Origin of the sequence: Mesorhizobium sp. BR1-1-4, assembly GCF_020165375.1 — a bacterium.
GTDB lineage: Bacteria > Pseudomonadota > Alphaproteobacteria > Rhizobiales > Rhizobiaceae > Mesorhizobium > Mesorhizobium australicum.
In genome coordinates, this window is sequence record NZ_JAIUIB010000011.1 from 63,965 (window position 1) to 85,043 (window position 21,079).

Consider the following 21,079-nt stretch of genomic DNA (forward strand, 5'->3'; position numbering starts at 1 on the left):
TAGTGCGTCGGTAATGGCTTGGGCGAGACTTCGTGAGTAGTTGACCAGAAAGGCGGCGTCAAATCCGCCGAAATTTCCAATCTTTGGTAATCCACCCGAGTCGCGCGACAGTGCTTTATAAGCGGAAGCTACTTTTCCAATCGCTGTTACATGATATCTTCATCAACGCGCTCGTTCATGAGACGCCGGTGAAAAAATCCCTGGCGATGGCTTCAAGTCCACGCTATGCGATAAAGGCGGCGGGGGCCGAGAAATTTGCGCTAACATAGGTGGCCGGTGGCGAATGGTATTCGACCTGGCGCGGCATTGGTGTTGAAGTTCTCACGTCCGGAGTTCAGTACTGCCCAATGGTATCCTATATAGAAGCTGTGTTCGGGCTCAGGCCTCAGATGCGGCGCGCCTTCATCATGGTCCAGGACGTGGTCATGGTCCTGGTCGCCGTGGCGCTTAGCCTCGTCCTGTCGCGGTCGGATCTTTCCTTTGGGGCGCTCTCCACGGAGGGCCTTGTCACCTGGGCCGGCATCGTGGTCATCAGCCATCTGCTGTTCAGATATTGCGGCCTCTACACCACGGTCTGGCGCTTCGCTTCGACGCCTGATTTCTTCAACATCCTGAAGAGCTGCGCGATACTGACATTCGTCCTCTACGCCGTTTCGCTGTTCGTGCGTTTCTTTCAGCCTGTCGCGGGGCTCAACGAGCGCCAGTTCATCGTCTTCCTGCTCGTCTCCTTCACCGTCATCTCGGCGCCCCGGCTGTTCTACCGCTTCCTGCGTGACGGCGCGAGCTGGGATGTCCTCAGCGGCAAGGCCGACACGGCGCGCACCAAGCAGGCCCTGTTCGTCGGGCGGCTCGGCGAGGCCGACCTGATCATTCGTTTCACGCGCACGGCGCAACCCCCCGATCATACCATAGCCGGCATCATGGCCACCGAGCATGGCGCGCCGCTCGGCACGCGCATTCAAGGGGTCCCGGTGGTGGCGACCCGGCCGCGCCTGCTCGATGTCCTGGAGGACTATGCGAGCGGCACCAAAAGCCTCGATCTGCTGATCTTCGGCAGCGGCGCCGAGCATGAGATCGAGGAATATTCGGAGCTGGTCCGCGTCGCGCGTCACGGCGACATTGCGGTCGTGCAGTTCGCTGGCCTTTCGCAGCTGGGCCAGGAGGGAAAGCTCGTTCTCGATGCCGTCGAGATGGAAACGATCCTGCGCCGCCCGACTGTGCCATCCGACATCGAGCGCATCGGCGCCTTCGTCGGCGGCAAGCGCGTCCTGGTCACGGGAGGCGCCGGCTCCATCGGGCGAATGCTGGTCAAGCGGTCGCTGGAGCTTGGAGCCGAGGCCGTGCTGGTCGCCGACAATTCCGAATTCGGCATCTTCCAGTTGAGCCAGTATATCGACGAGAAGCATCATGATCGCCTCAAGGTCCGCATCGTCGATGTCGCGGACCGGCGCCAGATGACGCGCGTGGTCACGGAATTCAAACCTGACATCATCTTCCATGCAGCGGCGTTGAAGCATGTTCCGCTGCTGGAGGAGAATTGGGAATCGGCCATCCAGACCAACGTCTTCGGCACGCTTGTCTGCGCCGAGGTCGCGGCCAAATGCGGAGTGGCGCAATTCGTAATGGTCTCGAGCGACAAGGCCGTCGATCCGACCTCCGTGCTCGGCATGACCAAGCGGGCCGCCGAACAGATCGTCAGCGCCCTGCACGGCACGCCGGCCGGCGAACCGGGCGGGCGTCGCGCCTCCACCAAGTTCATCGCCGTGCGCTTCGGCAACGTCTTCGGCAGCAATGGCTCGGTGGCGACCATATTCCAGGCGCAGATCGAGGCCGGCGGGCCGGTCACCATAACCGACCGGCGCATGACGCGCTATTTCATGACTGTCGCCGAAGCCGTCGATCTCGTCATCATGTCGGCGGCCGATGCCGCCTCGCGGCCGGCCGGCCAGGATTACGCCGTCTACATGCTCGACATGGGCAAGCCCGTGCCGATCGTCGAAGTGGCCGAAACGATGATCCGCATGGCGGGAAAAAGCCCCTATACGGACATTCCAATCCGCTTCACAGGCATCCGCCCGGGCGAAAAGCTCCACGAGACCCTGCACGGCGAGGACGAGGAACTGGTGGAACTCAGCATTGCCAAGATCTTCGGCCTGAGCACCGATGTCGCGCAGTGGTCGGATGTCCAGACAGCACTTGCGGCGCTTCAGCAGGAGATGAAGAGCCAGGACAAGGCAGCTTCGCTTGCCGCGCTTGCCGGTCTTGACCGCGCCAAGAAGGCGAGGGGGGCCACGCCTCAAGAGGTGATCCCGAAAACGGCTGGGCAGGCGACTTAGGCTGTGCAGAAAATAATCTTGAGTGCTTGATCTGGTCGGCGCCAATGCATCGTGGCAGGCGCGGATCTCCCGGCTGGGTCGCCTGTTCAAGGGCCAGTTCGCGGACTGGACCGATCTCAATCTTGCCGGCCTTGCCGTCAATCGCGATCTCCTTACGAAGGATGCGGTGGCGTGCCTCGACCTGTTCGCGAACGGTCGGCGAGGTTCCCCTTTTCCAACGCCTGGGCGCCCTGCGCAAAGCGGCGTCTATCGACAGACTTTTGCCGGCACCCTTGGACTCTATCTCGCCTTTGTCCTGGGTCGTATCTGAAATCGAGGACCGCGCGGCGCGCTTGGTTGGGAAGGCGACCTCGTGCTACGCCGGCCGGATTGACGGGCATCGCTGGCGGTTATCGCGTAGAGCCCTGGCACGGAGCCCTATCGGCCACATGAAGACAGCCAAGAAAATCTTCGATCTCGCCGGTGCGGCTGTGCTGCTGGTGGCAACCTCTCCCATTCTATTGCTGGCCATTGTCGCCGTCCGGGTATCCTCGCCCGGTCCGGTGATTTTTTCACAAACGCGGATTGGCCGCGAAGGTGTGCTTTTTCGCTGCCACAAGTTGCGGACGATGTACCAGGGAACGCCATCCTTGCCCTCGCATGAAACCCCGGTGAGCGCCGTGACATCGGTTGGAAGGGGCTTGCGGAAATTCAAGCTCGACGAGTTGCCGCAGCTGTGGAATGTCCTGCGCGGCGAAATGAGCCTGGTCGGGCCGCGTCCTTGCCTGCCGACCCAGACGGAACTGATCGAATGCCGCAGGCGGCTGGGCGTTTTGCAGGCTTTGCCCGGGATGACAGGCTTGGCCCAGATCAGGGGCATCGACATGTCGAACCCGCAGCTTCTGGCCGAAACCGATGCCACCTATCTCAGGAGCGCGTCGTTCTGGCTCGACCTTCGGATCCTGTTTGGAACACTTTATCGCGGCTGAGCAGCCCCGCTCCAGAAGCGGAACCGGTCTTTGGGCCGGGATCAAACAGGACGTCGGGGGTTTCGGAGCCGCGCTATCTCGGTCAGCCGCTCCAGCGTGCTGGGTTCCGGCGCCCAGCCTTCCGAGACAAGCAGCGACGGGTCGCATATTTGCGTCGCCGTCAGGCTGTCCCAGAACATCCGCTTGCCAAGCAGTGTGGCGGCTGTCCGCATCGGTCCAGCCGGCACGGTCATCAGGCGCGTCGGCCTCCGCAAGCCGCGGCGAAAGGCACCGATGACGGCAGCGACGGACACCGGCGGCTCGTCGCTGGCGAGATAGATCGGACGAAGTGGCTGGGAATGGCAAAGCAGATGCCACACCGCCCGTGCCGCGGATTGCGATGATAGCAGCGAACGGTTCGCCGTCAATGCGCCCGTTGGCATCGGCAGAGCCGTATCGGCGAGCCGCATCAGCGTCGCCAGGTTTCCTTTCATCCCGATCCCGTAGACTGGAGGCAGCCGCAATATGGCCGCGTCGGCACGGCCATGCGAGGCATAGGCGCCCAACACGGCGATTTCTGCTTCACGTTTCGAGCGCCCGTAGGCGTCTTGTGGGTCGGGGATCGTGTTTTCGTCGATGGTTGCGCTGGCACGCGCGCCGATCACGGCCCGGATCGAGGAAAGATGAATGAACCGTCCGCTTGCCTGCGTGGCGGCGGCATGCGCCAGACGTGCGCTCAATTGCGCATTGGCTGCCCGAAAATCAGCTTCGGCGGCATTGCCCTGATCATTGTTCAGACCCGCGCAATGGACGACATCCGTAACATCCCTGGTCAGCGCCAGGAAAGCCTCGGCAGGTGCATCGTACCCCGGCATCTGCATCGTGTCGGGCCCGGCATCAAGTCTCTCCGGCTGACGGGAGGCAAGGCGAAGTTCGACACCGGCCTCACGAAGCCGATGGACCACCTGGCGGCCGATGAAACCCGTCGCGCCCGTAACCAGGACTTTCATTGTCTTGCCAGGACCGGCTATCGGGCGGCTGGCGGAGGTGCCAGGTCTGATGGAACGGCTTCTGTCACCAGTGGAACGGCTTGGCTTTTCGGTGGTGACATCGCCTGGGCTCCCACCACTGGTGGAAGGGCCTCCCTTTCCACCAACGCGGCCTGGCGCCCGCAGGCAAGATATGTTCCCGACACCAGGAAGACCATAAGGACCGAGTCCAGAATGTCATGGCCGATCAGAATGCCCGTCATGCCGGCAGTCAGATAGGTGATCACGACGGCGACGATCATGGTGGCGCCGAACCGTTCGATCGGATCGGTGCTGTCGCGAAGGACCAGGGCTGCATTTCTGACGGCAGCCACAAAGATCGCCGCCAGCGCCACCGCACCCAGGATTCCCGCTTGCACCAAGGCGGTCAGGAAGCCGTTGTGGAAATGACTGAAACCTGCATCCATCCCGAACTGATCCTGAAAGCCCTGCTTGATCAAGAGCCGGGTGGCACCCACCCCATGTCCAAACAATGGCATCTCATGAAATGCCTTCAGGCCGATATCCCAAAGCGCGACGCGTAGTCCCAAAGCAGTCGTGTGGTCACCATGGGCCGCCAGCGCATCCCAGTCGGAGTGCAGAAATGCGACGCGCCCCGCTATCGTCTGGAACCCGAAAAACGCGATAGCGACCGCAATCGCGGCCAGCAGCAAAAGCACGCGAACGGCATCTCTCCCTCTTAGCTTCTGCTGGTTGATCAACAGAACGGCGACACCGGCAATCAGCAGTGCCAGCCAGACGATGCGCGTACCGGAGTAGATGATGGCGATCGTTCCGCCGAGTGCGGCGCAGGCGAGGGCGATCCTGTATTTCTCTATACCGGATAGGGCAGCGGCCACGCAGATCACCACCGCAAGGCAGAGGACCTCAGCAAAAACGATCGCATTCCCCGCCCCACCCTCGGCGCGCATACCAAGTCGATATTGCTGATAAACCGCCAGCAGCAGCGCTCCGAAACAAGCCGCCATGCTGGCCAACACAATGATGCGGACGAGCGTTGTTTTTTGCGTAGTGCTCCAGGTCGAATAGGAAATGGGAAAAAACAGAAAGGTGATCAGCGGGACAAGATGCCGTGCGTCCTTGACGATCGCGTGGTTGACGATGGACGCCAGGACATTGCTTGCGCAATAGGCGTAGATCGCGATCGTTAGCGCCATCATCGCCCGGTCGACATTGAAGTGCCTTCTCTTCAAGACGATTAACAGGACGGACCATAGTCCGCCGCCATTGAACACGAAGCTGACCGCCGATCCCAAGACCGGGGGAGAAAAGAAGCAGAGAATGGAGAAGTAGACATTGATCCGCGAAGGCGTGATTTGCTGTCTTATGAATGAAAGCCGGTTCAATTTTCGGACCCGCTATTCTCAAGAAAATTTATGCGGCACATCGTGTTCGGTGAAACCCCCAACATGCTCACCTCGAAATTGCCCATTGATAATGCATCTTGCCCTTTCTAAGCGTATAGCGGCTGGGCCGCTGTTTCGATAGTACGCCGTGATCGATTGCCGCTGAAACCCCCGGTCGGCACCGGTTGACCCTGCAGCATCCCCGGCCTTCTCACAGGCAATATTTTTCCAGCCTTTTCACGGCTGGAAGCTCTCCAAGCAGAAATTTCCGGGTTTTGTCGCAACCGTGGAAAATTCATTCCCGAACGAATGGCTGTCGGGCTCGTCCTGCATTGTTCTGGGCCGCGACGATCTGCTAGAACGCCCGCACGAAACACTTGTCCAGAAGCGAAGCTTTGAACCGGGCGCAAAAGGCTCGATGATTTGACGCAGGATCTTCTGTTGCAAGGCATGAGAGAACGCTCACGGTCCATGATACCAGCGCTTACGCATCTGCAGCGGCTTGAAGCCGAGTCCATTCACATATTCCGCGAGGTCGCGGCAGCCTTCACCAAGCCGGTCATGCTCTATTCCGTCGGCAAGGATTCGTCGGTGCTGATGCATCTGGCGATGAAGGCGTTCTATCCGGCCAAGCCGCCATTCCCGTTTCTTCACGTCGACACCACCTGGAAATTTCGCGAGATGATCGCATTTCGCGATCAGATGGCGAAGAAGCTGGGTTTCGATCTTCTGGTTCATGTCAACGAAGATGGCGTGCGCGACAACATCAATCCGTTCGATCACGGCTCGAACACCCACACTCATGTGATGAAAACCGTGGCGCTGCGCCAGGCGCTCGACAAATACGGCTTCGACGCTGCCTTTGGCGGCGCCCGTCGCGACGAGGAAAAGTCGCGCGCCAAGGAGCGCATCTTCTCTTTCCGCAACGCCCAGCATGTGTGGGATCCGAAGAACCAGCGGCCCGAAATGTGGAAGATCTTCAACACACGTATCGCGCAGGGTGAATCGATCCGCGTCTTCCCGCTGTCGAACTGGACCGAGCTCGACATCTGGCAGTACATTCTGCAGGAAAACATCCCGATCGTGCCGCTCTATTTCGCCAAGCGGCGGCCGGTTGTCGAACGCGATGGCATGCTGATCCTCAAGGATGATGATCGCATGAAGCTACTGCCCGGCGAGGTCGTGGAGGACAGGTTGGTGCGATTCCGTACGCTCGGCTGCTATCCGCTGACCGGCGCCATCGAATCCGACGCCGACACACTTGAAGCCATCGTTGGCGAGATGCTGACGGCACGCACCTCCGAACGGCAGGGTCGGTTGATCGACCGCGATGAAGCCGGTTCGATGGAAAAGAAGAAGCGCGAGGGGTATTTCTGACCATGCGCCACATCATGGCAAAGAGCCTCGCTCCAACGGACGGCGTCCGCGATTATCTGGCCGCGCAGGAGAAGAAGTCGCTGCTGCGCTTCCTGACCTGCGGTTCGGTGGATGATGGCAAGTCGACGTTGATCGGACGCCTGCTCTCCGACACCAAGCAGATTTTCGAGGACCAGCTCGCCGCGCTTGAACGCGATTCGCGCAAGCATGGCACGACGGGCGACGACGTCGACTTCGCGCTGTTGGTCGACGGCCTCGAGGCGGAGCGCGAGCAAGGCATTACCATCGACGTCGCCTACCGCTTCTTTGCCACGCCCAAGCGCAAGTTCATCGTCGCCGACACGCCCGGCCACGAGCAATATACCCGCAACATGGCGACAGGCGCTTCGACCGCCGACCTGGCGATCGTGCTGATCGATGCCCGGCAGGGGGTGCTGCGCCAGACGCGGCGCCATTCGATCATCGCCTCGCTGCTCGGCATCCGCCACATCGTGCTGGCGGTCAACAAGATCGATCTCGTCGGTTTTGACCAGGCGGTCTTCAACAGGATCGTCGAGGACTACCGGCAGTTCTCACGCGATCTCGGCTTCCAGAGCATCGCGCCGGTTCCGATGTCGGCCCGCTACGGCGACAATGTCAGCGGCCGCTCCGAAAACACGCATTGGTATTCCGGCCCGACATTGATCGAGCATCTCGAAACCGTCTCCGTCGACGAAGCCACGGCCGAGCTGCCGTTCCGCTTTCCGGTTCAGTACGTCAATCGCCCCAATCTCGATTTTCGCGGTTTTGCCGGCACCATCGCGTCCGGTATTGTTGCGCAAGGCGACGAGGTCGTGGTCGCCAAATCGGGCAAGTCCTCGCATGTCAAACGCATCGTCGTCCATGGTGGCGATCTCAAACAGGCGGTGGCCGGCCAGGCCATAACGCTCGTTCTTGACGACGAGGTCGAGATTTCCAGGGGCAACATGCTGGTTTCGCCGTCCGCACGGCCGCAGGTCGCCGACCAGTTCGCCGCCAACATCGTCTGGTTCGACGAGCACGCCCTGCTGCCGGGCCGTTCCTATATCCTGCGCACCGAGACCGACCAGACCAGCGCCACCGTCACCGACTTGAAGTACCGCATCAATGTCAACGACTTTGCGCATGAGGCGGCCAAGTCGCTTGAGATGAATGAAGTCGGTATCTGCAACATTTCGACCCGGGCGCCGATCGCCTTCGATCCGTTTGGCGAGAACCGTACCACTGGCGCCTTTATCCTGATCGATCGCATCAGCAACGCCACGGTTGGCGCAGGCATGATCGTACACTCGCTGCGCCGCGCCGAAAACATCCATTGGCAATCGCTTGATGTCGGCAAGCGCGTGCGTGCCGACATGAAGAACCAGCGGCCCGCCGTGTTCTGGTTCACGGGGCTTTCGGGCTCCGGCAAGTCGACCATCGCCAACCTGTTCGAGAAGAAGCTTTTCGCCACTGGGCGTCATACCTACATTCTCGATGGCGACAATGTCCGCCACGGTCTCAACCGCGACCTTGGATTCACCGATGCCGATCGCGTCGAGAACATTCGCCGCGTCGCCGAAGTTGCCAAGCTGATGGCCGACGCCGGGCTGATCGTCATTGTCTCCTTCATTTCCCCGTTCAGCGCCGAGCGGCGGATGGCCAGGGAATTGATGGCCGATGGCGAGTTCATCGAGGTGTTTGTCGATACGCCTTTCGAGGAATGCGCCAGGCGTGATCCGAAGGGCCTCTATGCCCGCGCGCTGAATGGCGAGATCAAGAATTTCACCGGTGTCGATTCGCCTTACGAAGCACCGGAGAAACCGGAGATCCATCTGAAGACGCTCGGCAGATCGGCTGAAGAGATGGTAGATGCCTTGGAACACTGGCTGAACGAGCGTGACATTGCCGAAGACCAATATGACAATGGCGGCGGCATCTGACGACACGTCGATGCTTGAAATCTTCGAGCGGCTGGCGCTAGCCGCCGGGCGCGAGGTGATGCGCGTATTCCACGCCGGCTGCGCGGTCGACCGCAAGTCGGACGCCTCGCCGGTCACCGAGGCGGACCGCGAGAGCGAGAAGATCATTCTTGCAGGCCTGCGCGCCGCATTCCCCGATATTCCCTGCGTGGCCGAGGAGGAAGCGGCGGCCGGCGTCATGCCGGGCGAACTTGGCGAGACCTTCTTCCTCATTGATCCGCTTGATGGCACCAAGGAATTCGTCAACCGGCGCACCGACTTCACCGTCAACATCGCGCTTGTCCGCCATGGTGTGCCGGAAGTCGGCGTTGTCTTCGCACCCTGCAGCGGCCGGTTTTTTTCCGGGCGACCGGGCAGGGCGGAAGCCCTCGAAGTCGATGGCGACTACCAGATCGTTTCCCGCCGGCCGATTTCGGTGAGAACGGCCGCGACGCCGCTGGCCGTGGTTGCCAGCCGCTCGCACAACACGCCGGAAACCGAAGCCTATATTCGCGACCTTGGTGCCGCCGAGATCGTCTCGGTCGGTTCGTCACTGAAATTCTGCCTCCTCGCCAATGCCGAGGCGGATGTTTATCCGCGGTTCGGTCGCACCATGGAATGGGACACCGCTGCGGGTGACGCGGTGCTGCGTGCCGCCGGCGGCACGACGCGGACGCTGGACGGCAAGCCCTTGACCTATGGCAAGCGCAACCAGGCCGATGACGCGGACTTCGCCAATCCGCATTTCATCGCCAGCGGCGAGGCTGCAATCCAGGGACGTATCGGACGTAGGTGAAAAGCCCTCGTCGATGGCCTATCCTTTGTCGACGTCCCCTGAGTCGGTAAGTGAATGTCCTTGTTTCAGAAATGCCATGCCGTCATTTTGGGCGGCTTTCCCGCATGGACCAGCAATCGTGATGAAATAGTCTTCAGGATGTTGCTGGGCCTCTACGCCCTCTCTCCCGCCCTTTTCGCCTTCGTCGAAATGTCCCCAACGGTCTTAACGCTTGTCGGGGCACTCATGGGCGCTCTCGCCCTTTTGACGAAGCGTGCGCGTTTTGGCAGAGGCACGACAGGCCTTGCAATTGCTCTCGCTCTCTTGTCAGGCTTTGTCCTTGCGAGCGCCCTGTGGTCGGTCGATGCGAGCCGCTCTCTCATGGCGGCGAGGGACGTGTTTGGCTACTCGATCGCCGCTATCCTGCTGTTTCAGGGCATCCTCGCGCTTGCGAGCGCTCAGCGCGAGCGGCTCGCGCGGGTGTCATTGGCCGGCATGTTGATCGGCGTCGTATCGGTGATGGGCTGGGAACTGTATTTTGCGTTTCTGACTGAAGATCCACGCTTTGTGGAGAACGTTTTCACCCTTCATAAGATCACGGTGTACGGAGCTTTTTTTGCCGTCATATTTCTTGCCCAGCCGAGGCTGGTCTGGAAAGGGCTTGCGGCTCTCTTTGCCTTTCTGACATTGCTTTACGGCCGATCGACCGGCGTCAATCTGGCGATTGTCCTCGTGGCGGTGATGTTTGTCATGCCCGCGAAATACCGCCAGCACGTTTTGGTTGGATTTTTCGCCGTCTATTTGTCTCTTGCCCTGATTGCCCCCTTCGTCGTCGCGCCGCTGTTCGCCTACCTCAAAACAACGGGATGGCTGGCTTTCTATCCAGGAACCTTCGCAGCGCGGCTTGATCTATGGCAGATGATTTCGCCCCGCATCGCGGACCAGCCGATCCTCGGCCATGGCGCCAATACGATCAGAAACGCGGCCGGGGTTGTCGTGAGTCCGACATATTATGCGCAGGCGGATCTCCCAAGCGCACATAATATCGTATTCGATTTGTGGTACGAACTGGGAGCGCTGGGCATCATCGTGTATGGGGTGCTCCTGGCGGCGATTATAAGAATGATCGGTGGTTTGAGCGGCCCCTGCCATTTCATAGCCAGCTCCTACCTGATCATAGCTGTCGTCGAACTCTCGGTCGACCATCGGATCTGGTTGTCATGGGTGCTGGGCACTTTGGTCTTCGCCGCGGGGATCTGCATAGTGCAGTGCCGTTCCATGACCCGATCGGGAATGGAAGACGGGACCACAAGACACGCGGCGGCCTTCTCAAAATAACGGGCGAAGCGCACGGCCTGCGCCGTCGTCGCCCTGTGCCAAGGAGGTGTCGGTCGGGTATTCCGTCGTGCCCCACGCCTATTCGGCCGCGGCCTGCGCCGAGTTCGAGCCGATATAATTGCGGATCGTTTCGATGATCCGGTCCTGGTCGGCCTCGCTGAGATAGGGGTGCATCGGCAGGCACAGGATGCGTTTCGGCAGGTCCTCCGAAACCGTAAGGCCGGTCGGCGTGCGCGGGTAGTCGCGATAGGCGATCTGCTCATGCAGCGGCTTGACGTAGTAGATGACGGACGGAATGCCCTTTTCGCTCAAATGCGCTCTAAGCCCGTCGCGTTTCGGCGTTTCGATCGCGTATTGCGCCCAGGCCGAGCGGCTGCCACCCAGGTTGCGGGCTGCGGTGACGACGTCACCGAGGCCTTCAGCGTAGCGTTGGGCCACCACCTGCCGCGCCACCATTTCTTCCTCGAGGATGGCGAGCTTCTCGAGCAGGATCGCCGCCTGCAGCGTGTCGAGCCGTGAATTGATGCCGACGCGGATGTTGTCGTACTGCGTCTCGCCCTTGCCGTGGAAGGCGAAGGATCTGAGCGCGTCGGCCAGCGCGTCATCATTGGTGAACATCGCGCCGCCGTCGCCATAGCAGCCGAGCGGCTTGGCCGGATAGAAGCTGGTCGAGCCGACATGGCCGAACGCGCCGCACATCCTGCCTTCGAGCGAGCCCCCCATGGACTGGGCTGCGTCCTCGATCACCAATAAGCCTTCGCGATTGGCAATAGTCATGAGCGCCTCATAGTCGGCGGCAAGACCGAACAGGTCGACGGGGATGATCGCCTTAGGCTTCAGTCGACCTTCCTTCTTGATGGCCGCGATCGCCGCCTCGAGGCTGGCGATGTCGATGTTGTAGGTTGTCGGATCGACATCGACGAAAACCGGCTCGGCCTTAGCCAGCGCCACCACTTCCGCCGTGGCGGCGAAGGTGAAGCTCGGCACGAACACCGCGTCACCCGGGCCGATGCCGGCGGCGAACAGCGGCAAAAGCAGTGCGTCGGTGCCGTTGGCGCAGGCAATCACATGCTTGACGCCGACATAGGCGGCGAGCTTCTTCTCGAATTCGGCGACCTGCGGGCCAAGGATGTAGCGGCCATCCTCGACCACGTGGTCGATCGCGGCTTTCAGCCGATCGCGGATTCGTTCGCGCTGCGCGCCAAGATCGATGAATTGCATGTCGGCCTCAATACACCTGCCAATAACCGGCCCGCTGGTACCAGACTTGGCGCGGCTGAAAAAGCCAGCTGCGGATCGGGGACTTGGTGCAAGTGTCGCAGCCCGTTACCACGTTTTGCCGGCATATTGTCCCACAAAGCCGGGAATCCGGGCTTGGCGGTGCAATTCAGCCCATTCTTATCGAGGTTTTCCGGCGCCTGGAAACATAAAGTGATCGCGCTGGAGAGCCGATTAGCCGATCTCGTGCCGCCAGGGGGGATTGGCGCCGGCTCGTGATACCGTCACTGCCGCCGCCTTGGCGCCGAGCGTCAATGCTTTGCGCATAGCGTCTTCGGACAGGCTGGAGATGGCCGCCTTCGTCAACAGGCCTTGCTCATGCAGGGAGGCAAGGATGCCGGCGTTGAACGTGTCTCCGGCGCCGACGGTGTCCACCACCTTCACTGTCTCCGGCATGACGGTGACACGATGCTGTTTGCTGTAGCCAACGGCACCCTCGCTGCCATGCGTGACGACGATCAGCTTCGGGCCGCGGTCGAGCCAATTGCGCACGACATCCTCGTGCGAGCCGGCTTCGCCGAACCAGTGGAGGTCTTCGTCCGACAGTTTGACGATGTCGGCCATCGCCATCATCTCCCGGATGCGCCTGAGGTGCTTGGCCTTGTCGGGAATAAAGTTCGGCCGGATGTTGGGATCGAGCATCATCACGCGGGTCTCATGCTCGCGCTGCATGAATTCCTCATAGGCCGACCCAGCCGGCTCCGAGATCAGGCTGATGGCGCCGAACAGCATGGCCTCGATCTCGCTGCCGAGTTGCGGCAGGTCTTCGATGGTCAGCATGCGCCCGGCCGTGTTCTCGTCATAGAAGGTGTAGGTCGCCTGGCCATTGTTCAGCCGCACGAAGGCCAGGGTCGTCGGTCGGGGCGAGGTGTGCGCGTAGGTGGAACTGACCTTGCTCGCCCCCAACGCGTCCCTGAACTGACCGCCGAACAGGTCCGACGACAGGCCCGAGAAGAAGCCGGCCGGCGCGCCCAAGCGGCCGAGCGCGATCGCTGTGTTGAAGACAGCGCCGCCGACATAGGGGGCAAAAGCCGGCTCATTCTCCGTAGTGGTGCGCGGCAGCATGTCGATCAGGGCTTCGCCGCAGCAGAGGATCATGGCTTCTCGGTCTCCGGCGGATAGATCACGCCCTTGCGGATGATGATATTGGCGTAAAGCCGCGGCTCGCTTGTCGCGACGATGGCATGCGCCGATTTGACCCGTGCATAGAAGTCGGCGCCGGCCAGTGCAACCACCTTGCGGCCCGGCGCGCGTTTGGCGCAGATCGCCTCCATTTCACGATGGACGGGGTCGGCAAGCGACGGATCGCCTTTCACCGAGGCGCGAAACAGCGCCTCCGGCACGACATCGTCGACCGGAAGCAGCGTCAGTATCGCGTCGAGTACGGGCATGAGGGCGTGGCCATCGGTCCTGATGAGGCGCCTTGCCTGCTCCTGTGCCGGATAGTTCCCGTCGACCACGGCAATCTCGTCACCATGGCCCATGGCGCGCAACGTCGCCAGAAGCTCTGGACCAAGCAGCGCCGGAATCCCGATCAGCATTTCACGCGCCCCTGGAGATCGTCGTCGAACCGATCAGGAAGCGTTCGGAAAGCGGCAGGCTGGCGCCGCCGAGCGCCCGGGCATGGATACCCACGCTTCCCTCGCGGACGGCCGGAAGTTTCAGCCCTTCGCCGTCGATCGCGCCGATTGCCGTCACGACCGCCTCCACCAGCCTCTGGCGCACGGCCTTCGGCATCCAGCCGTCGATCACCGCGGCTTCGAAATCGATGACCGAGGATGCTGCCACGATGGCATAAGCGAGCGCCTGCGAGGCGCTGGCGATCCACTCGTCGAGCGCGGCGCCGATCTCCCCCCAATCCTCGGGTGAGGTCCACAGATACGAGGCCTCGACGCCACGCGCGTTGAGTGTTTTTTCGAGCATGGCGATCGAGGCCACGTCGATCAGCTGGGTCGGTTTTCCATCCGGCCCCGGCACAGGCATGGAGCCGAGCGCGCCGGCATTGCCGGTCGGCCCGCCAAACAGCCGGCCGTTGAGCACGATGCCGCCGCCGGCAAAGGCGCCGATGTAGAAATAGACGAAATCCCGCGCCGCGCCCGTCTGGCCGAAGACCAGTTCGGCGCCGCAGGCGGAGGTGGCATCGTTCTGCAGATAGACCGGAAAGTCGCACTGCGCCTGGATGTCGGTCCTGATGTCACGATGACGCCATTCGTCCATCACGTCGCGCGGCGCGCCGGCGGTGTCGGCCCAGTTCCAGAGCTCGAACGGCATGGCGATGCCAAGTCCGGCGATGCGCTTGTCCTGTGCCGGCGTCAGCTCGCCGCGCATCGCCTTCATGCCTGACGTGACGAACTCGACCGTCTCGCGGGGGGCAGGGTAGCGGTAGGAATGCTGCAGCATCGCGCGCACCTGTCCGAGGAAATCGATCAGCACGAGTTCGGCGCTGCGGCGGCCGATCTTGAGGCCGATGAAGAAGGCGCCTTCGGGGTTGAGCGCCATGGGGATCGAGGGCTGGCCGATCTTGCCGCGCAACGGCGCCTGGCGCACGAGCAGGCTTTCTTCCTCCAACTCGCGCATGATGACCGAGACCGTCTGCGCCGAAAGTCCGGTCATGCGGGCAATGTCGGACTTCGCCAGACTGCCGTGCTGGCGTACCAGCGAAAGCACCAGGCGCTCGTTGTGGTCGCGCATGCCACTCTGGTTGGTGCCGCGGTGAATGAGGCTCTCGTTCGCTTCGGGCGAACCATGCCTCGCAGTGGCCGTCTCCACCCTGTTCCTCCCGTCGTTTCCCCATAATGCTTTTGGGTCAGAATGAGTGAACGACGCAAGGGTGTCAATAATAAATAAGAGTGATTTAATTATTGACAGATGCCCTGGCGTGGTGTTCCTTGAGAGGGCATCCGCGCTGGGAGAAGTCGCCTGGATGCCGTGCGGGTGCCGGTTGGCCGGCATTCGAAAATGTTCCACTGGGAGGAAATCGTGACCAATACAAAACTGTTGAAGTCCACCGTTTTCGCGGCGGCCGCGCTGGGTCTGATGGCGTTCGCTTCGTCTGCGTCCGCGGCCGGCGTCGGCGCCTGCCTGATCACCAAGACCGACACCAATCCGTTCTTCGTCAAGATGAAGGAGGGCGCGACCGCCAAGGCCAAGGAACTTGGTGTCGATCTCAAGACCTATGCGGGCAAGATCGACGGTGACAGCGAGAGCCAGGTGGCGGCGATCGAAAGCTGCATCGCCGACGGCGCCAAGGGCATTTTGATCACCGCGTCCGACACCAAGGGCATCGTGCCGACGGTGAAGAAGGCGCGCGATGCGGGCCTGCTGGTGATTGCGCTGGACACGCCGCTCGATCCGATCGACGCCGCCGACGCGACCTTCGCCACCGACAATCTGGAGGCCGGCAAGCTGATCGGTGCTTGGGCCGCCGCCACGCTCGGTGATAAGGCCAAGGACGCCAAGATCGGCTTCCTCGACCTGACACCCTCGCAGCCGACCGTGGACGTTCTGCGCGACCAGGGCTTCATGATGGGCTACGGCATCGACGTGAAGGACCCCAACAAGATCGGCGATGAGACCGATCCGCGCATCGTTGGCCATGATGTGACGAACGGTAATGAGGAAGGTGGCCGCAAGGCGATGGAAAACCTTCTGCAGAAGGACAACACCATCACCGTCATCCACACCATCAACGAGCCGGCCGCGGTCGGTGCCTACCAGGCGCTCAAGGCCGTCGGCCTTGAAAAGCAGGTGCTGATCGTCTCGGTCGACGGCGGTTGCCCCGGCGTGAAGTCGGTCGCCGAAGGCGTCATCGGCGCCACCTCGCAGCAATATCCGCTGCAGATGGCCGCACTCGGCATCGAGGCGATCGCCGCTTTCGCCAAGGACGGCACCAAGCCGAAGCCGACCGAGGGCAAGAACTTCTTCGATACCGGCGTCAACCTCGTCACCGACAAGCCGGCGACGGGCGTCAAGTCCATCGACACCAAGGAGGGCCTCGCCAAGTGCTGGGGCTGATACTGGCCTGACCGGCAACGGAACCGATGCGACCGGGGGGACTTGATCCCCGGTCGCATCGGGTGGACGATGCATCACTGTAAACGCGAATAATCCCGGCGACAGACCGGAAGGCGTGGACGGCGTCAGCGTGTGGCTGAAGCCCTACGGGGAGGAAACATGGCTCAAGCTCAGGAATTCGAGAAGGTTCTCTCGGCCAGCGATACAAGTGTAGCCGCTTTTGACGAGCACAAATCAGCCGTCAAGCGCATCCAGCATTTTCTGCATTCGACGCCGGCGGCGGTGCCGCTGATCGTGCTGCTTCTGTCGATCGTCATCTTCGGCATCACGATCGGCGGGCGGTTCTTCTCGTCCTACACGCTGACACTGATCCTGCAGCAGATCGCCATCGTCGGCATTCTCGGCGCCGCGCAGACACTGGTCATCCTGACCGCCGGCATCGACCTGTCGATCGGGGTGATCATGGTGATTTCGGCCGTGATCATGGGCAATTGCGCGGTCAGCTACGGCATGCCGAGCGTGCTCGCCGTGGCGATCGGGCTTGCCGCCGGTGCGGCTTGCGGGCTGCTGAACGGGCTGCTGGTCGCCTATATGAAGCTGCCGCCCTTCATCGTGACGCTTGGCACCTGGAACATCGTCATGGCCACGAACTTCATCTATTCGGCCAATGAGACGATCCGCGACACCGACGTCGACAACCAGGCACCGCTGCTGCACCTGTTTGCCCTGAGCTTTAAGGTCGGCACGGCGGTGCTGACGCTCGGCGTCATCGCCACGGTCGTGCTCGTGCTGGTTCTTTGGTACGTGCTCAACCACACCGCATGGGGCCGTCATGTCTACGCCGTCGGCGACGACCAGGAGGCGGCGAAGCTGTCGGGTATCCAGACCAAGAAGGTGCTGATGACGGTTTACACCCTTGCCGGGCTGATCGCCGCTTTCGCGGCCTGGGTCTCCATCGGCCGCAACGGCTCGATCTCGCCGTCCGCCGCTGTTACCGACTACAATCTGCAGGCGATCACCGCGACCGTGATCGGCGGTATTTCTCTCTTCGGCGGCCGCGGCTCCATCCTCGGCACGCTGTTCGGCGCGATGATCGTCGGCGTCGTCTCGATGGGCCTCAACATGCTCGGCGCCGATCCGCAATGGAAAGTGCTGCTCACCGGCGTGCTGATCATCGGCGCCGTCGCCATCGACCAATGGATCAGAAAGGTTTCGGCATGACCCAGGAACCCATCCTCACCGCGCGCGGTCTGGTCAAGCGCTATGGCCGCGTCACCGCTCTCGACAATGCCGATTTCGACCTTTACCCCGGCGAAATCCTTGCCGTCATCGGCGACAACGGCGCCGGCAAGTCGTCACTCATCAAGGCGATTTCCGGCGCGGCCGTGCCGGACGAAGGCGAAATCCGGCTTGAAGGCAAACCCGTCTCCTTCAAGTCGCCGATGGAAGCCCGTGAAGCCGGCATCGAAACCGTCTACCAGAACCTGGCCTTGTCGCCGGCGCTTTCGATCGCCGACAACATGTTCCTCGGCCGCGAGATCCGCAAACCCGGCTTCGTCGGCCAGTGGCTTCGCATGCTGGACCGTCCGGCAATGGAAAAGCGTGCCCGCGACAAGCTCACCGAACTCGGCTTGATGACCATCCAGAATATCAGCCAGGCGGTGGAGACCCTGTCGGGCGGCCAACGCCAGGGCGTGGCGGTGGCCCGCGCCGCCGCCTTCGGGTCGAAAATGGTCATCATGGACGAGCCGACGGCGGCGCTCGGCGTCAAGGAGAGCCGCCGCGTGCTTGAACTGATCCTCGACGTGAAGAAGCGCGGCCTGCCGATCGTGCTCATCTCGCACAACATGCCACACGTCTTCGAGGTGGCGGACCGTATCCACATCCACCGTCTGGGCCGTCGACTGTGCGTCATCGACCCCAAGCAATATACGATGTCCGACGCCGTTGCCTTCATGACCGGGGCAAAAGCACCCCCGGAGGCGGCGTTGGCGGCCTGACTGCCAACTTGCCGCAGCGTAAGTAGACGAGGGCATTCTCTAAATCGATTGAAAACATGTTGCAATGCACTAGGATGGGCTGGGAGAAACGGTGAAAGCCGGTATGATCAGGCCAAACCGAACGAGAGGCGATATGACATCCGCCATGACGATCGAAGCCCCCGCTCTCGACAATCCCGATCCCAAGACGCTTGCTGAAGAAGTCTTGATGTCGCTCAAGTACCGGGTCGGCAAGGACACCACCGTCGCGACCCAGTACGACTGGCTGACCGCCACGATCAAGGTCGTGCGCGACCGCGTCGTCGATCATTGGATGCAGGCGACCAAGGAAGCCTACGACCAACAGGAAAAGCGCGTCTATTACCTGTCGCTCGAATTCCTGATTGGGCGTCTGATGCGCGACGCCTTTTCCAACCTCGGCCTGATGGAGAACATGCGTGAGGCGCTGTCGTCGCTCGGCGTCGATCTCGACCTGATCGCGGCGCTGGAACCGGACGCGGCCCTCGGCAATGGCGGCCTTGGCCGGCTCGCCGCCTGCTTCATGGAAAGCATGGCCACCGTCGACATCCCCGCGCATGGCTACGGCATCCGCTATGCCAACGGCATGTTCCGCCAGGAAATCCACGATGGCTGGCAGGTCGAGTTGCCCGAGACCTGGCTTGACCACGGCAACCCCTGGGAATTCGAGCGGCGCGAGCGCTCCTTCGAAGTCGGTTTCGGGGGTTCGGTCGAATCGATCACCTCGAAGGAAGGCCGCCTCGAACGCCATGTCTGGAAGCCGAGGGAGCATGTGCTTGCGGTCGCCTATGACACGCCCGTGGCTGGCTGGCGGGCCAAGCGCGTCAACACGCTGCGCCTTTGGTCCGGTATGCCGATCGACCCGATCCGGCTCGACAAGTTCAACGCCGGCGACCACATCGGGGCGCTGGCCGAAAGCAACAAGGCCGATGCGCTGTCGCGGGTGCTCTATCCAGCCGATTCCCACATGGCCGGCCAGGAACTCAGGCTTCGCCAGGAATACTTCTTCTCCACCGCTTCGCTGCAGGACATCCTGCAGCGCCATCTCAGCCAATATGGCGATCTCAAGTCTCTGCCCGACAAGGCGGCGATCCACCTCAACGACACCCATCCGGCGATCGCCGTGCCCGAGCTGATGCGGCTCTTGATGGATGTCCATGGCATGGATTTCGATCTCGCCTGGGATGTCACCAAGCGCACCTTCGGCTACACCAACCACACGCTGTTGCCAGAGGCACTGGAAAGCTGGCCGGTGCCGCTGTTCGAGCGGCTTTTGCCCCGCCACATGCAGATCGTCTACGCCATAAACGCGCAGGTGCTGCTCGAAGCGCGCGCCACCGATCAGTTCTCGGACGAGCAGATCAGCCGTATCTCGCTTATCCAGGAGAATGGCGACCGCAGGGTGCGCATGGGCAATTTGGCCTTTGTCGGCTCGCATTCGATCAATGGCGTGTCGGCGCTGCACACCGAGTTGATGAAGGAGACGGTCTTCGCCGACCTCCACAAACTTTATCCCGATCGCATCAACAACAAGACCAACGGCATCACGCCGCGGCGCTGGCTCATCCAGTGCAATCCAGGCCTCACCGCGCTTGCCCGCGAGGCGATCGGCGACCGCTTCATGGATGACATCGAAGCGATCAAAGGGCTCGATCCCTTAGCCGACGACACCGCCTTTCGCGAAAAATTCGCCGCCGTGAAACGCCAGAACAAGGTGAGGCTTGCCAATCTGGTCGCCGATCGCCTTGGCATCAAGCTCGACCCTTCGGCGCTCTTCGACATTCAGGTCAAGCGTATCCACGAATACAAGCGCCAGCTGCTCAACATCCTCGAAGCGATCGCGCTCTATGACCAGATCCGTTCGCATCCCGAACGCGACTGGATGCCACGCGTGAAATTCTTCGGCGGCAAGGCCGCGCCCAGCTACCATAACGCCAAGCTGATCATCAAACTGGCCAACGACGTCGCCAGGGTGATCAACAGCGACCCTTCGGTGCGCGGCCTGCTGAAGGTCGTGTTCGTGCCGAACTACAATGTCAGCCTGGCCGAGGTGCTGATGCCAGCCGCCGATCTTTCCGAGCAGATCTCGACCGCCGGCATGGAAGCCTCCGGCACGGGCAACATGAAGTTCGCGCTGAACGGCGCGCTGACCATCGGCACGCTCGACGGCGCCAATGTCGAGATCAAGGAGCATGTCGGCGACGACAATATCTTCATCTTCGGCCTCACCACCGAAGAAGTCGCCGAGCGGCGCAACAATGGCTACAATCCGCGCGGCGTCATCGAGGCATCGCCCGAACTGGCGCAGGCGGTTGCGGCCGTTTCGTCGGGCGTCTTCTCGCCCGATGATCCCAATCGCTACCGCGACCTCATCAATGGCCTCTATGACAGCGACTGGTTCATGGTCGCGGCGGATTTCGACGCCTATGCCGCTTGTCAGCGCGAGGTGGACGCTGTCTGGCGCAACAGCCCGGACTGGTACGCGCGCGCCATCCGCAACGTCGCGCGCGTCGGCTGGTTCTCCTCCGATCGCACGATCCGTCAATATGCGAAAGAAATCTGGAACGTACCCGTCTGATATGATTGCATAAGGCCACGAACGATGGCCGCAAAAACAAACACTTGGTGCCCGGGGAGGGCGAC

17 protein-coding genes are annotated in these 21,079 nt (G+C 61.7%); 11 read left to right on the forward strand and 6 right to left on the reverse strand.

The features are described 5' to 3' along the window. The first annotated feature begins 347 nt into the window (after nt 1-347). The 3 genes from LB571_RS22940 (at nt 348) to LB571_RS22950 (ending at nt 3,304) form a co-directional block, all read left to right on the forward strand. Nucleotides 348-2,336 carry a UDP-N-acetylglucosamine 4,6-dehydratase gene (locus LB571_RS22940; RefSeq protein ID WP_224598188.1) on the forward strand — a complete coding sequence of 663 codons (1,989 nt, stop codon included), beginning with the start codon at nt 348-350 and terminating at the stop codon, nt 2,334-2,336. A 22-nt stretch (nt 2,337-2,358) separates the two neighbouring features. Next, complete coding sequence (locus tag LB571_RS22945; RefSeq protein WP_224598190.1) at nt 2,359-2,646, forward strand: hypothetical protein; 288 nt, start codon at nt 2,359-2,361, stop codon at nt 2,644-2,646. A gap of 118 nt (nt 2,647-2,764) precedes the next feature. Then, the gene (locus LB571_RS22950; RefSeq protein WP_015318705.1) at nt 2,765-3,304 is read left to right on the forward strand and encodes a sugar transferase; all 540 of its coding nucleotides are present in this window, start codon (nt 2,765-2,767) and stop codon (nt 3,302-3,304) included. Nucleotides 3,305-3,345: 41 nt separating this feature from the next. Here the strand turns inward: LB571_RS22950 and LB571_RS22955 are convergent, their stop codons facing one another. Next, nucleotides 3,346-4,293: an NAD-dependent epimerase/dehydratase family protein gene (locus LB571_RS22955; protein ID WP_224598193.1), complete on the reverse strand. Its 948-nt coding sequence runs from the start codon at nt 4,291-4,293 to the stop codon at nt 3,346-3,348. Nucleotides 4,294-4,310: 17 nt separating this feature from the next. After that, a complete protein-coding gene (locus tag LB571_RS22960) occupies nt 4,311-5,678 on the reverse strand; it encodes an O-antigen ligase family protein (protein WP_224598196.1) in 1,368 nt (455 codons plus the stop codon). Nucleotides 5,679-6,149: 471 nt separating this feature from the next. Between LB571_RS22960 and cysD the strand changes: the two genes are divergently transcribed. Genes cysD through LB571_RS22980 form a run of 4 tightly spaced genes read left to right on the forward strand, consistent with a single transcriptional unit; the run spans nt 6,150 to nt 11,126 of the window. After that, a complete protein-coding gene (gene cysD, locus LB571_RS22965) occupies nt 6,150-7,055 on the forward strand; it encodes a sulfate adenylyltransferase subunit CysD (protein ID WP_015318702.1) in 906 nt (301 codons plus the stop codon). 2 nt (nt 7,056-7,057) lie between these two features. Continuing rightward, complete coding sequence (gene cysN, locus LB571_RS22970; RefSeq protein ID WP_224598199.1) at nt 7,058-8,995, forward strand: sulfate adenylyltransferase subunit CysN; 1,938 nt, start codon at nt 7,058-7,060, stop codon at nt 8,993-8,995. Between the two features lie 10 nt (nt 8,996-9,005). Beyond that, nucleotides 9,006-9,809, forward strand: coding sequence for a 3'(2'),5'-bisphosphate nucleotidase CysQ (gene cysQ, locus LB571_RS22975; protein ID WP_224598438.1), 804 nt, complete (start codon nt 9,006-9,008; stop codon nt 9,807-9,809). Nucleotides 9,810-9,863: 54 nt separating this feature from the next. Beyond that, nucleotides 9,864-11,126 (forward strand): O-antigen ligase family protein, encoded by a 1,263-nt coding sequence (locus LB571_RS22980; protein ID WP_224598202.1) that lies wholly within the window; start codon nt 9,864-9,866, stop codon nt 11,124-11,126. Nucleotides 11,127-11,204: 78 nt separating this feature from the next. Here the strand turns inward: LB571_RS22980 and LB571_RS22985 are convergent, their stop codons facing one another. The 4 genes from LB571_RS22985 to LB571_RS23000 form a co-directional block, all read right to left on the reverse strand. Next, nucleotides 11,205-12,347, reverse strand: coding sequence for a DegT/DnrJ/EryC1/StrS family aminotransferase (locus LB571_RS22985; protein WP_224598205.1), 1,143 nt, complete (start codon nt 12,345-12,347; stop codon nt 11,205-11,207). Between the two features lie 231 nt (nt 12,348-12,578). Then, the gene (locus LB571_RS22990) at nt 12,579-13,502 is read right to left on the reverse strand and encodes a carbohydrate kinase family protein (protein WP_224598210.1); all 924 of its coding nucleotides are present in this window, start codon (nt 13,500-13,502) and stop codon (nt 12,579-12,581) included. After that, nucleotides 13,499-13,945 (reverse strand): RbsD/FucU family protein, encoded by a 447-nt coding sequence (locus tag LB571_RS22995; RefSeq protein WP_015318696.1) that lies wholly within the window; start codon nt 13,943-13,945, stop codon nt 13,499-13,501. The genes LB571_RS22990 and LB571_RS22995 overlap by 4 nt, the downstream gene beginning before the upstream one ends. A gap of 1 nt (nt 13,946) precedes the next feature. Beyond that, on the reverse strand, nt 13,947-15,173 hold the full coding sequence (locus LB571_RS23000) for an ROK family transcriptional regulator (protein ID WP_015318695.1): 1,227 nt from the start codon (nt 15,171-15,173) through the stop codon (nt 13,947-13,949). Between the two features lie 189 nt (nt 15,174-15,362). Between LB571_RS23000 and LB571_RS23005 the strand changes: the two genes are divergently transcribed. From LB571_RS23005 to LB571_RS23020, 4 genes are all read left to right on the forward strand, one after another. After that, nucleotides 15,363-16,418, forward strand: coding sequence for a sugar ABC transporter substrate-binding protein (locus tag LB571_RS23005; RefSeq protein ID WP_411961391.1), 1,056 nt, complete (start codon nt 15,363-15,365; stop codon nt 16,416-16,418). A gap of 159 nt (nt 16,419-16,577) precedes the next feature. After that, nucleotides 16,578-17,639, forward strand: coding sequence for an ABC transporter permease (locus LB571_RS23010; protein WP_015318693.1), 1,062 nt, complete (start codon nt 16,578-16,580; stop codon nt 17,637-17,639). Further along, nucleotides 17,636-18,418 carry an ATP-binding cassette domain-containing protein gene (locus LB571_RS23015; protein WP_023771512.1) on the forward strand — a complete coding sequence of 261 codons (783 nt, stop codon included), beginning with the start codon at nt 17,636-17,638 and terminating at the stop codon, nt 18,416-18,418. Before LB571_RS23010 ends, LB571_RS23015 begins: the two co-directional genes overlap by 4 nt. A gap of 133 nt (nt 18,419-18,551) precedes the next feature. Continuing rightward, a complete protein-coding gene (locus LB571_RS23020) occupies nt 18,552-21,014 on the forward strand; it encodes a glycogen/starch/alpha-glucan phosphorylase (RefSeq protein WP_224598214.1) in 2,463 nt (820 codons plus the stop codon). Nucleotides 21,015-21,079 lie beyond the last annotated feature (65 nt).

Coding starts and splice junctions, on each gene's coding strand:
- LB571_RS22940 (WP_224598188.1), top strand. CDS start 348: ATGGTATCCTATATAGAAGCTGTGTTCGGGCTCAGGCCTCAGATGCGG.
- LB571_RS23010 (WP_015318693.1), top strand. CDS start 16,578: ATGGCTCAAGCTCAGGAATTCGAGAAGGTTCTCTCGGCCAGCGATACA.
- cysD (WP_015318702.1), top strand. CDS start 6,150: ATGATACCAGCGCTTACGCATCTGCAGCGGCTTGAAGCCGAGTCCATT.
- LB571_RS22980 (WP_224598202.1), top strand. CDS start 9,864: ATGTCCTTGTTTCAGAAATGCCATGCCGTCATTTTGGGCGGCTTTCCC.
- LB571_RS23020 (WP_224598214.1), top strand. CDS start 18,552: ATGACATCCGCCATGACGATCGAAGCCCCCGCTCTCGACAATCCCGAT.
- LB571_RS23005 (WP_411961391.1), top strand. CDS start 15,363: ATGTTCCACTGGGAGGAAATCGTGACCAATACAAAACTGTTGAAGTCC.
- LB571_RS22985 (WP_224598205.1), bottom strand. CDS start 12,347: ATGCAATTCATCGATCTTGGCGCGCAGCGCGAACGAATCCGCGATCGG.
- LB571_RS23015 (WP_023771512.1), top strand. CDS start 17,636: ATGACCCAGGAACCCATCCTCACCGCGCGCGGTCTGGTCAAGCGCTAT.
- cysQ (WP_224598438.1), top strand. CDS start 9,006: ATGCTTGAAATCTTCGAGCGGCTGGCGCTAGCCGCCGGGCGCGAGGTG.
- cysN (WP_224598199.1), top strand. CDS start 7,058: ATGCGCCACATCATGGCAAAGAGCCTCGCTCCAACGGACGGCGTCCGC.
- LB571_RS22950 (WP_015318705.1), top strand. CDS start 2,765: ATGAAGACAGCCAAGAAAATCTTCGATCTCGCCGGTGCGGCTGTGCTG.
- LB571_RS22955 (WP_224598193.1), bottom strand. CDS start 4,293: ATGAAAGTCCTGGTTACGGGCGCGACGGGTTTCATCGGCCGCCAGGTG.
- LB571_RS22995 (WP_015318696.1), bottom strand. CDS start 13,945: ATGCTGATCGGGATTCCGGCGCTGCTTGGTCCAGAGCTTCTGGCGACG.
- LB571_RS22990 (WP_224598210.1), bottom strand. CDS start 13,502: ATGATCCTCTGCTGCGGCGAAGCCCTGATCGACATGCTGCCGCGCACC.